Source organism: Pallidibacillus pasinlerensis (assembly GCF_009996845.1).
Lineage (GTDB): Bacteria > Bacillota > Bacilli > Bacillales > Caldibacillaceae > Pallidibacillus > Pallidibacillus pasinlerensis.
Map to the genome: position 1 here is coordinate 1 of NZ_JAACYS010000090.1, position 11,064 is coordinate 11,064.

13 protein-coding genes are annotated in these 11,064 nt (G+C 33.8%); 7 read left to right on the forward strand and 6 right to left on the reverse strand.

Features of this window, described 5'->3' with window-relative positions:
- On the forward strand, positions 1-515 hold a 515-nt coding region (locus GW534_RS14540), incomplete at its 5' end, for a CotY/CotZ family spore coat protein (protein WP_161921714.1).
- Positions 516-626: 111 nt separating this feature from the next.
- Here the strand turns inward: GW534_RS14540 and GW534_RS14545 are convergent.
- A complete protein-coding gene (locus GW534_RS14545; protein WP_161921715.1) occupies positions 627-1,082 on the reverse strand; it encodes a hypothetical protein in 456 nt (151 codons plus the stop codon).
- A 240-nt stretch (positions 1,083-1,322) separates the two neighbouring features.
- Here GW534_RS14545 and GW534_RS16585 point away from each other — a divergent pair, with 240 nt between their 5' ends.
- Positions 1,323-1,448: an endonuclease gene (locus GW534_RS16585; protein WP_312854686.1), complete on the forward strand. Its 126-nt coding sequence runs from the start codon at positions 1,323-1,325 to the stop codon at positions 1,446-1,448.
- 85 nt (positions 1,449-1,533) lie between these two features.
- On the opposite strand, the gene fabI is transcribed toward GW534_RS16585, so the two are convergent.
- Positions 1,534-2,310 (reverse strand): enoyl-ACP reductase FabI, encoded by a 777-nt coding sequence (gene fabI, locus GW534_RS14555; protein ID WP_161921716.1) that lies wholly within the window; start codon positions 2,308-2,310, stop codon positions 1,534-1,536.
- Positions 2,311-2,386: 76 nt separating this feature from the next.
- Complete coding sequence (locus GW534_RS14560; RefSeq protein ID WP_161921717.1) at positions 2,387-4,234, reverse strand: monovalent cation:proton antiporter family protein; 1,848 nt, start codon at positions 4,232-4,234, stop codon at positions 2,387-2,389.
- 106 nt (positions 4,235-4,340) lie between these two features.
- On the opposite strand from GW534_RS14560, the gene prpE reads away from it, so the two are divergent.
- A complete protein-coding gene (gene prpE, locus GW534_RS14565; protein WP_161921718.1) occupies positions 4,341-5,078 on the forward strand; it encodes a bis(5'-nucleosyl)-tetraphosphatase PrpE in 738 nt (245 codons plus the stop codon).
- Positions 5,079-5,195: 117 nt separating this feature from the next.
- On the opposite strand, the gene GW534_RS14570 is transcribed toward prpE, so the two are convergent.
- From GW534_RS14570 to GW534_RS14580, 3 genes are all read right to left on the reverse strand, one after another.
- Complete coding sequence (locus GW534_RS14570) at positions 5,196-6,095, reverse strand: RluA family pseudouridine synthase (RefSeq protein WP_161921719.1); 900 nt, start codon at positions 6,093-6,095, stop codon at positions 5,196-5,198.
- A gap of 89 nt (positions 6,096-6,184) precedes the next feature.
- On the reverse strand, positions 6,185-6,979 hold the full coding sequence (locus GW534_RS14575; RefSeq protein WP_161921720.1) for an NAD kinase: 795 nt from the start codon (positions 6,977-6,979) through the stop codon (positions 6,185-6,187).
- Between the two features lie 49 nt (positions 6,980-7,028).
- Positions 7,029-7,649, reverse strand: coding sequence for a GTP pyrophosphokinase (locus GW534_RS14580; protein ID WP_281352008.1), 621 nt, complete (start codon positions 7,647-7,649; stop codon positions 7,029-7,031).
- Between the two features lie 262 nt (positions 7,650-7,911).
- On the opposite strand from GW534_RS14580, the gene GW534_RS14585 reads away from it, so the two are divergent.
- The 4 genes from GW534_RS14585 to GW534_RS14600 all read left to right on the forward strand — a co-directional run bounded on the left by GW534_RS14585 (position 7,912) and on the right by GW534_RS14600 (position 10,786).
- A complete protein-coding gene (locus GW534_RS14585) occupies positions 7,912-8,505 on the forward strand; it encodes a CYTH domain-containing protein (protein WP_161921722.1) in 594 nt (197 codons plus the stop codon).
- A gap of 14 nt (positions 8,506-8,519) precedes the next feature.
- On the forward strand, positions 8,520-9,149 hold the full coding sequence (locus GW534_RS14590; protein WP_246204195.1) for a lytic transglycosylase domain-containing protein: 630 nt from the start codon (positions 8,520-8,522) through the stop codon (positions 9,147-9,149).
- A gap of 357 nt (positions 9,150-9,506) precedes the next feature.
- Positions 9,507-9,905: a globin domain-containing protein gene (locus GW534_RS14595; protein ID WP_161921723.1), complete on the forward strand. Its 399-nt coding sequence runs from the start codon at positions 9,507-9,509 to the stop codon at positions 9,903-9,905.
- Entirely contained in the window at positions 9,902-10,786 is an 885-nt protein-coding gene (locus GW534_RS14600; RefSeq protein ID WP_246204197.1) for a ClpXP adapter SpxH family protein, read from the forward strand. Before GW534_RS14595 ends, GW534_RS14600 begins: the two co-directional genes overlap by 4 nt.
- The last annotated feature ends 278 nt before the right edge of the window (positions 10,787-11,064 follow it).

Sequence of the window (11,064 nt, forward strand, 5' to 3'; positions counted from 1 at the left end):
GACATAAAGACGATGGATATACAAACAATTGCGTTTGTGATATTTTATTAGATATAGTTGAAGAACAAGAAAAAGTTAATCCAACATCTGGTTGTTTAAGTAGCTGTGATGTTTCTCTAAGAGAACTTAGAGGAAAAGGCCTCTCACCAACCCAATATACGACTATTCCAGTATCATTAATTTGCAGTAGTACTTGTGACTACTTTATTGGGATGGGGGTCCGTAGAAGCTTAGCAACAGGGGCAGCACCTACTGCAAGAGAACAGTTTGAATCTGTTGTATTCAATGTAGTTGATGTAGATCCTGAAACATGCTGTGCAACGTTAGAACTATTACAATCTCATGATGTAAACGTGCCATCTCCAGATTCAAATTTAACAAAAGCACAATATCTTCTCGGCTTATTAGATGATGAAACTAGCTATAGACACACAGGAATTTGTATTACAGTCAATCTAGATTGCTTCTGCGGTGTAGTTTGCCATCCACCAGTAACACCTCAACCAATTTCTTAATGCATCAATGAAGATGTAGTATAGGCAACCGGTCTATACTACATTTTTATTTCGGGGAAAAAGTAAAAGTGCCGAACTTATTATTCCTTTTTGTTCGGCTTATTTTTTATTTCACTCTTTTATCGTTAAACTTTTTATATCATCAATTTCTACCCAATCTAATCCTTGTTCCTTTAAAATCCGAACACGATTCCCTCTTTTACTAATAACTTGAAAAATACAAATTTCTCCTTTAATTTCTCCTTCACAAATCGGTCGACTCAACACATTCGGATAAAATGCTAATCGTCGAATTAACCGGGTTAATTTTCGTTTTTCTAAAGACTTTTCATCAACTTCGGCAGTCTGATTTCCTTCTAAAACAGGAGAACTTTCTAAATCATTTTCAACTTCTGATGATTCATCAACAGTAAATTCATTATCCACTTCCAAAATTTCCTCAAAATCAATATTTGAATACGAAGCTTTGCCAACTTCGCCTATATAAATAGTTTGCATATTAACAAATTCATCATACTGCTTATTTATAAGCATATTCCCCTCTAATTTCTTGTCTTCCTTTGCCATAAAAATCCTCCTCTCTTCCTTACATCGTGCAATATATGTGTATGCTAATTCATAATTTTTGGTTAAATGTAACAAAAAATTGCCCTTTTATTATTATTCATGTAAAACATTTCCTATAAATCATATATTTAGGAGATCGATTGTTTTGATTCAGTTGGTACAAAATACAGCACCTTTAAATACTATTGAAGAAAAATTACTTGAGTTACAATTAAACCTACCTTTAAAAAACAAGTTGATATTTCTTTATTACGGCGATGGAACCGGAAATTCCCCGTCACCATTTACGAAAGGCATCGGAATTTAGCCATTTATCAAATCCAAGGTAACCGCAATCCATTTATTGCTCAACTTAGAATTAGCTAATAAAATAATTTTTCCGATAGAAAAAAGGAAAAATAAAAAGGGTCTTACAATACACGAATGTATTATCGTAAGACCCTAATATTTTTTAAATAGAAATGATATGGAACCCAGAATCTACGTGAATATTTTCTCCTGTAATTCCTCTAGATAAATCACTCATTAAGAATAATGCTGTATCGCCAACTTCTTCTTGCGTGGTTGTGCGACGAAGTGGTGCTCGTTCTTCAATCGCGTTTAATGATGCGTTAAAATCACGAATGCCTTTTGCTGATAAAGTACGAATTGGTCCAGCAGAAATGGAGTTCACACGAATATTATCTTTTCCTAGGTCATTCGCTAAATAACGGACACTTGCTTCAAGGGACGCTTTAGCCACACCCATAACATTATAGTTCTTCACAACACGTTCGCCACCTAAATACGTTAGGGTAACGATACTTCCACCTTCTGTCATAAGTGGTCTTGCAGCACGGGCAACGGCAGCTAAAGAATAAGCACTAATATTTTGCGCTAATAAGAAACCGTCCCGAGAAGTATTAACGAACTCTCCCTCTAATTCTTCTGTTTTCGCAAAAGCGATACAGTGAGCTAATCCGTGAATTACGCCAACCTTTTCTTTAATTTCTTGGAAACAGTTTTCAATTTCTTCATCGGATTCAACATTACATTGAAGAATTAAAGGGTCTTTTCCATTTAATTCCTCGACAAGTTTTTCTAAGTTTTTTAACATACGATCTTGGTTGTATGTAAAAATTAGACGCGCTCCAGCCTTATCTAATGAACGTGCAATTCCCCAACCGATACTACGTTTATTAGCAACACCCATTACGACAAACGTTTTACCTTCTAATGATAATACCATTACTTTTCCTCCTATCTTATTACATGTTATTAGTACCTACTACTAATTTTACATGATAATGATGTGAATGAAAAGGTTAAGTTAATTCTAACTCCATTTTTAGTTCATCTAAATATTCCATTGAGCCGGAAACAATTAAACGGTCTTCAAGTTTTAACTCCGTGTCACCGTGAGGAACAATCGCTTCACCATTCCTTAATATTCGCACAAAAATCACATCACCCATAAACGGAAACTTCCGAATAAGCACACCGTGATATTTTGCATTTAATATTTTAATTTCATATAACGATGTATCCCGATCCATTAATAATTGCATCATCGATGGTGATTCGATGGCAGCACGCAACAACACATGTTGGGCATGAATAGTTGAGAAAATCTCTATATTTTGTTGTTTTAACTCTTTCGCAAGCGCCGGATTTTCAACTCGGGCTAAAACGCGCTCCACTCCATTTTCTTTCATAAGTTCCGCCAAAGAGGCGTTTAATTTTTCATCGCCTGTCGCTAATACGACCACATCATAGTTATAGATGTTATGGTGTTCAAATTGACTTTCCGTATAATCTTCTAATTCGACGATGGAAAAAACCGTGCCCTTCGAAATTAACTGATCGAGTTTTTCCTGTTTACGATGAAAAATCGTAGGATTGTATAATGATGATTTTAGTTGTTCATATACCGGCAAAGTCATTTGATTAGCCCCAATAATCGCCACATCAATTTGTATTTCATCGGTATCTTGTTTTGGAAATATCTTTTTGAAAACAGCTGGTGTAATAATGGATGAAATGACAGCAACTAAGATTAATGTACCACCTAATTCAGAAGATAAAATTCCCATATCTTCTCCAATAGTGGCTGCAGCGATCACAAGTGATAAGGTTGCCGTTAAAATAAAACTTGAGGCAACAACCATTTTCGTTGAATACCATTTCTTTAATATCCATACCGGTAAAATCTTCGAAATCAATAATGCGATTAATAATAATGGGATTAACAATAGTAATTGCGGATCACTAAACAATGCCCAAATATCTAATTCCACACCAATCATGACGAAAAAGATTGGAATTAAAAAGCCATAACCGAAAGAATCAAGTTCAGACACCAATTCTTTACTTGGTGCTAATAACGATACTAAAGTACCTGCTAGGAAAGCTCCCAATATATTTTCAGCACCTACCGTTTCCGATAGCGCAACTAGGAAAATAATAAGCGTAAAAACAGCTCGGGTACCAATTTGAACCGTTCCTTTTGACAAGTTCTCCAACCATTGACCTTTTTGAAATTTGCGACCAACAAAATATAAAAGCACACCTGCTGCGAACAAAATTAGTAACAACCAAGTATTTCCTGAACCGCTATCCTTAATAGAAACAAATACTGCAAGTAAAATCATCGTTACTAAATCAGCAATAACGGCAACAAGAAGAATAATTTGACCAATCGTTGTTTTCATTAAATTTTCTTCTTTTAAAGTAGGTACAACAACGCCAAGGGAAATCGTTGATATTATGATGGTCATCAGCATCACACTGTCAATAAAGCCAGCTAATACGAATAAATAAGATAGACCATTTGACAATAATAAAATGCCAGTAAATATAATAATGGATATAACTAACGGATTCGGTTCTTGTTCACCTTTATTGTTATTTTTCTTTTTAATTTTAAAGGCATTAAAATCAATCTCTAATCCACTTAAAAACATGAGAAAAATAAATCCTAGCGTGGATAAGATCTCTAACCATTCATCACTTTGTACGATATCAAATCCACTTTTACCAATAATTAAACCAACAATAATTTCTGCTACAACAACAGGGATGATATTTAGTTTTAATCTGTGTAATACTAAGGGCGTTAAAAATGCTGCTATAATTACAATTAACAAGGATGAAATTGATGCAGTATGTTCCATAAGGTAACTCCTTTCTAAGCTAAAATGAACTCTATCTCTAATGATATTTTTTACAGATAGTCTATATATTAACAAAATCAATATGTATATGAAAGGATAATGAATTATGAAAGTTGATATTATTGGTGATGTCCATGGGTGTTATGCGGAATTACTTGCACTCATCCGTAAGTTAGACTATACGTTTGAAAATCATTTACCAATCCATAAAGATGGTCGCAAACTTGCATTCGTAGGTGATTTAACAGATCGAGGTCCACATTCGATAAAGGTAATCGAATTTATTTATGATCTTGTGAAAAATAACCTCGCTTTTTACACACCTGGTAACCACTGTAACAAATTATATCGGTATTTTCTAGGGAATAAAGTACAAATTTCCCACGGTTTGGAAACTACTGATGCTGAGTTTAAAAGTCTACCAACGAAGAGGCAAAAAGAAGTAAGAAAAAATTTTATGGTATTATATGAGGGTGCACCCTTGTACTTACAATTAGATGATGGAAATTTAATCATTGCCCATGCAGGAATTCGAGAAGATTATATCGGATTAACAGATAATAAAGTAAAAACGTTTGTTTTATATGGTGATATAACGGGAGAAAAAATGCCCGATGGTCGTCCAGTTCGAAGAGATTGGGCTAAGCATTATCAAGGAAAGAAGACAATTGTTTACGGTCATACTCCGGTTCGGGAAGTACGTGTAATCAATAATACATACAATATTGATACTGGCTGTGTCTTTGGTGGGAAATTGTCCGCTCTTAAGTACCCAGAAATGGAAATTGTACAAGTACCATCATCGATGCCATTTGTACCTGAAAAATTTTCGGAGTTTGATTGAGGAGATTTCTTCGCAATTGTTTAGTTGAAGTAATTTTTTGTTTTGATTGGGTCGTTCATTTATTTTTTGAATGAACGACCTTTTTATTGGCTTATGGACGTTAAATTTCGGCGTTTATCACTTTATATCATTAATGATTCCATCCATATCTTCAGGTAGCCGATTAGTAAACGTTAATTTTTCTTTTAACATCGGATGTATGAAACTTATTGTTCGACAATGTAAAGCTTGACGCGACAATAAATCGGTACTTCCTCCATACAAATCATCCCCTACTAAAGGATGACCAATGTAGGACATATGTACACGTATTTGATGGGTTCTTCCAGTATCAAGCAACAATTCAACATGCGCAAATTTATCAAATTGCTCTATTAATTTATATCTCGTTCGAGCATATTGACCCGTTTCATTCACTTCACGCTCGATTATACTATCACTTTTCCGTGCAATCGGCGCTTCAATGACCCCGCTTGTATCCTTCAAACGTCCTTCAACAAATGCTTCATAAATACGCGTAACGCTTCCCTGTTGTTGAGCTTTACTAAATAAATAATGAATATGGCGATGTTTAGCAACGAGAACAAGTCCAGAAGTGTTTCGATCTAGCCTTGTTACAATATGTGGCGCTGCGGCTAACCCGAGTTTCTCATAATACCCCATCAGCGCATTTGCTAGACTCCCTTCAGGATGTTCGCGAGAAGGAATTGTATTCATAAACGGTGGCTTATTAAGCACAAGCACGTAATCGTCCTCATAAACAATATCAAGTGCAATTTTTTCAGCTTTTAAACTTTCGCTTTTCTTTTCAAGCGGAAAAACAACTGTAAGTTTTTCTCCACAAGACAATTGATGTCTAACTGTAACGTGTTTACCATTTATTAAAATATCGCCACCATGCAATTTAATATCGGTAAGCGCTCGTTTCGAAATTTCCTGTTCATGTAAAAATTGTTTAATGAGTTTTCCATGATCTTTCTGTTCAATTTTCCATTGTAATGAAAAAGGTTTTACCATAATAACTTGCTCCTATAAACTAAAAAAGAATGAATGGTTTATAGCAACCATTCAAACAACATTTATTATTAAAAAACTAGCATCTAAACTTAATCACTTACGAAGGATGCGCGTACTCTCGACCAAAACGGAAACGGCTTGTATCGGGCGAAACGAATTTTTTCCTTCGCTACTTTAAATTCAACTACTTTAATGTCTCTTTGTAAGAAAGATAAATGATCTACACCGATTTGGAAGTCCTTTTCAGTCACCGGTCTTAAGCGACACGTATGGTGTGCTGGTAAAATTAGCGGCGAACCGATTGTACGGAACACTCGATTATTAATCGAAGCCATTTCAGAAATCTGGATCGATGCTAAGGAAGGGTGAATAATCGCCCCACCTAATGCTTTATTGTATGCCGTACTTCCCGATGGAGTGGATACACATAACCCATCTCCGCGGAATCGTTCAAATAATTCCCCTTTTATTTCAACATCGATTACGAATGTCCCCTCTACACTTTTAATTGTCGCTTCATTTAATGCTAAAAAATGTTCGTCCTTTTTATTACCGTTGTAAGAAATGACCACTTCAAGTAACGGGTATTCGACAACTTTCAAGTCTGATTTAGCAATGGCAATGACTAGTTTTTCCAGCTCAGATGGACGCCAATCAGCGTAAAACCCTAAATGACCCGTATGTATACCGACAAAAGCCGTATCTTTTAAGTGATGACAATACTGTTGAAAAGCAGCCAATAATGTTCCGTCACCCCCGATTGAAATAACAATTTCTGGTTCATCTTCATCATATATTAACTCAAAATCCGTTAAATACTTTTGAACTTTCTTAGCATACAAGTTCGACCTTTCGTCACCCTTTGATACAATTGTAAACTTCATACCATCCTCACTCCTGTTCAATTAAACCGTTATGTATTTTATAAACATATTATGAGTGCTCTTTTTTATTTGAAAAAACCACTTGTGCTTCTCGAATTTCTTCACGGATTAATGACATTTCTTCATCAAGTGAATAAGCTGCTTCTGCTGCTCTTTTTAAACGGAATAATATATCTTCCGGGAACTGGCCATTATATTTATAGTTTAATGAATGCTCTATCGTTGCCCAAAAGTTCATCGCTAATGTCCGGATTTGGATTTCCGCTAACACTTTTTTCTCACCGTGAATCGTTTGAACTGGGTAACGAATAATCATATGATAAGAACGATAACCGCTCTCTTTTTTATTTGTTATGTAATCTTTTTCTTCAACAATTTCAAAATCATTTCTATCCCTTAATAATTGAACTACTTGTTTAATATCATCTACAAATTGACACATTATACGAATACCAGCAATATCGTACAATTCTTCCACTCGATCAATGGTTAAATTTTTTTGTTTTAATTTATCTAATATACTTGGTACTGGCTTCACTCTTCCTGTGACAAATTCAATGGCTGAATGGGTCTTTTTTAGTTCAAATTGTCTGCGTAAACTTTTTAATTTAACTTTTAATTCCTCTACAGCCTGTTTATACGGTTCTAAAAATTCTTCCCATTCCATCAAATCACCCCAAAACTTCTCCAGTTAGCATAAATTACACCTCTATACTACACTTATTCTCATGCTTTTGCATTTAACTTTATGTAAAAAAACATCCACATTTAATCTATTGAATGTGTAAAAGTAATATTCATAAATAATAAATATTTTTTATAAATAAAGTATTTCGTTTTTCTACTTATTGTTTGTTATTATTTTATCATACAAATATCAAAAGATAGGAAGAGAATAATATTTTCTTTTTAATTAAAACAAGGAGGCAACTATGTCCGAACAATTAGAAATTGAATTTAAAAATATCGTAACAGAGGAAGAATTCATTAAATTACTTGATTACTTTTCCATAACAAAAGAAGATTTTTTTAGCCAGGAGAATGAATATTTTGATACAGAAGATTTTGCATTAAAAAAACTAGGTTGTGCATTACGAATTCGACAAAAAAATGGAAAGTATGAATTTACGTTAAAGGAAACAAAGGAGATTGGGTTACTAGAAACAAATGAACAAATAAGTGAAGAAGCTCGTAAAAAGCTGATAGAGGAAAATCTATTTCCTGAAGGTAAAATTGCTGAAAAGCTGCGAAAACTTAATATTTCGCTTGAGAAAGTTAAATATTTCGGTTCGTTAAAAACAGAGCGAAAAGAATTGCCACACTATGACGGAATTCTAGTTTTAGATAAAAGTTATTATTTAAATATAGTAGATTTTGAGTTAGAATATGAAGTAGAAGATTATGAGACAGGAAAACAACATTTTATAAATTTACTACAAACACTTCAAATTCCACAACGTAAAACATTAAACAAGATTCAACGATTTTATAACCGAAAAATGGAACTAGCAAATCGGGAAAAATAAAGAGGTGGCTACGATTGAACGTAAATCAACTGAAGCTTCTTATGGAAATAAATACGTTGCAACAAATGAATCCCTTTTCAACAGGAAAAACGAATACAAATGGGTCTAACTTTACATCGATGCTTAACACCTTTTTACTTTTACAAAATATAAACCAAGACCTTGGTGAAACAACAAAGACTACATTTAATACGTATAATACGGTGAATAATCCATCGACATTTCATTTGCAAAATTTAAATAAAGTACCTGTAAAAATTGCGAATGAACAACTACAACCGATTATTAAAGAAGCATCTGAAAAATATAACATTCCACAAAGTTTAATTGCCGCTGTTATAAAACATGAGTCTAATTTTAATATGAACGCTGTCAGCTCTGCTGGTGCGCGTGGACTAATGCAATTAATGCCCGCAACGGCACGAGGGTTAGGTGTTCAAGATATTCATGACCCACGCGAAAATATTATGGGCGGTACGAAGTATTTACGCCAAATGCTAGATCGTTTCGGAACCGTTGAACTTGCCCTAGCAGCTTATAACGCTGGACCTGGAAATGTCGACAAATATGGTGGGATCCCACCTTTTAAAGAAACACAAAACTATGTAAATAAAATTATGAACGAATTAAAAATGAACGCCTAAAAAATATTGTAAGTAAGTTGACGCTCTGAGTCACATAACTCTAGAGCGTTTTTTTATGAAAGGTATTCTATATTCATTAATATAATGGAATTAATTGTAATTGGGTGATTTTTCTGTAAAATCAATTCAATTGGACTAAATTACACAATTTTATGACTAAATACTAGGAAAATCTACCTGTAAGCTATTTTATTTGAGTTATCTCGAAACCGCTGATAAAATAAATCCAAAGATAAAAGCCTTCAACAGAGGCAATGAACATTGCTGATTATGAATTAAGTCTCATAAATTAATTTGTCGCAAAAACATTCAGATCATATATTGCTTTAATTAGAGAAAATAAAGGAGTTACCTGTAATGGCAAGTATGAAAATATCACAGTATGAAAAAATAGGTAAAGAGACCTTGCATAATATAATTCAAGCTTTTTATAAACGTGTTAAACAACATCCAGATTTAGCACCGATTTTTCCAGAGGATTTAACGGAAACTGCGCGTAAACAAGAACAATTTTTAACACAATTTTTAGGAGGACCTCCTTTATATACAGCAGAACATGGGCATCCACGTTTACGTATGCGTCATTTACCCTTTCAAATAACACCAAAAAGAGCCAATGCTTGGCTAAGTTGTATGAGCGCAGCAATGGATGAAGCTAATTTCCATGGACCAGAAAGAGAGGAGTTCTTTTCTAGACTCGTCATTACTGCCCATCATATGGTAAATACACCCGATGAAAAAGGTGAAACTCAATGATTGATAAAAAGCAATCGGAGATGAATTTGTTTGCTTTTATTTGCAGTAATGAAAAACCGTTAGAATTATATTTTTTTATCGATCCTCTTTGTCCAGACTGTTTTGCATTAGAACCTGTCATTAAAAAAATGCAATTTGAATACGGACATTATTTCAGTTTAACGTATGTATTAAGCGGTAATATTTCAAATTTAAATAATATTAATCGGAAGTTAATCCAACCGAATCAACGTAATAAATATGAAAAAACGATAAAACGTGGTCAAATTAGTTGCGATGATTTAGAAGCAAAAGTTAACTTATCATCACCATATATCGCATCCATTGCTGTTAAAGCAGCTGAACTACAAGGAAAACGCGCAGGTATCCGTTTCCTAAAAAAACTACAGGAATATATTTACTTGAAAAATGAAAACATTGGGAAACTCGAGATTTTAATTCAATGTGCAGAGGAAGCTTTATTAGACGTTGAAGAGTTTATGAGAGATATTCATTCAACAAGTACATCCCATGCTTTTCAATGTGATTTAAAAATTACGAACGAGATGGCTGTAACAGAAACACCGACAATTGTATTCTTCAATAATAAGATTGAAGAAGAAGGTTTGAAATTATCAGGTGTGAATACGTATGAAATTTATATTGAAGTAATGACTGAAATTTTAGGAGAACGACCAGTTAGCCACCCTCTACCGCCATTATTGAAGTTTGTTCAATACAATCAATTTGTCTCAACTAGAGACATCGCATTTACGTACAATCTCCCACATTTACAAGTCGAATTGGAAATGAAAAAATTATTATTGCAACAACAAGTGGAACGAATCCACACTTCGTACGGTACTTTTTGGAAATATGTCGGCCAGAAAAAATCATTTTAATATGTAAATGCGGATTAAATCATAAAGTTGAAGATGCGTTGCCTTCGGGTGACGCAATTTTTAATTTTGAATGTATGATGTTTCCGGATAATCGGGTATTTTAGGATTTAATATAGAAGGAAAAGACTGTTCATGAAAATAAAGTACGAATTTTGTCTTTTAGAAGCCCTATAAAAGACATTTCAAGTCCTAAACTTTTAAATTTTGTCTATTATAGCCTCTATTAAAGACATTTCCTCCTTAACAATTACAAGTATTGTCTTTTATCTCCATACTGA

Excerpts from the sequence above, each read along its gene's own strand:
- GW534_RS14545 (WP_161921715.1), bottom strand. The coding sequence starts at position 1,082 with ATGGCAAAGGAAGACAAGAAATTAGAGGGGAATATGCTTATAAATAAG.
- fabI (WP_161921716.1), bottom strand. The coding sequence starts at position 2,310 with ATGGTATTATCATTAGAAGGTAAAACGTTTGTCGTAATGGGTGTTGCT.
- GW534_RS14560 (WP_161921717.1), bottom strand. The coding sequence starts at position 4,234 with ATGGAACATACTGCATCAATTTCATCCTTGTTAATTGTAATTATAGCA.
- prpE (WP_161921718.1), top strand. The coding sequence starts at position 4,341 with ATGAAAGTTGATATTATTGGTGATGTCCATGGGTGTTATGCGGAATTA.
- GW534_RS14570 (WP_161921719.1), bottom strand. The coding sequence starts at position 6,095 with ATGGTAAAACCTTTTTCATTACAATGGAAAATTGAACAGAAAGATCAT.
- GW534_RS14575 (WP_161921720.1), bottom strand. The coding sequence starts at position 6,979 with ATGAAGTTTACAATTGTATCAAAGGGTGACGAAAGGTCGAACTTGTAT.
- GW534_RS14585 (WP_161921722.1), top strand. The coding sequence starts at position 7,912 with ATGTCCGAACAATTAGAAATTGAATTTAAAAATATCGTAACAGAGGAA.
- GW534_RS14595 (WP_161921723.1), top strand. The coding sequence starts at position 9,507 with ATGGCAAGTATGAAAATATCACAGTATGAAAAAATAGGTAAAGAGACC.
- GW534_RS14600 (WP_246204197.1), top strand. The coding sequence starts at position 9,902 with ATGATTGATAAAAAGCAATCGGAGATGAATTTGTTTGCTTTTATTTGC.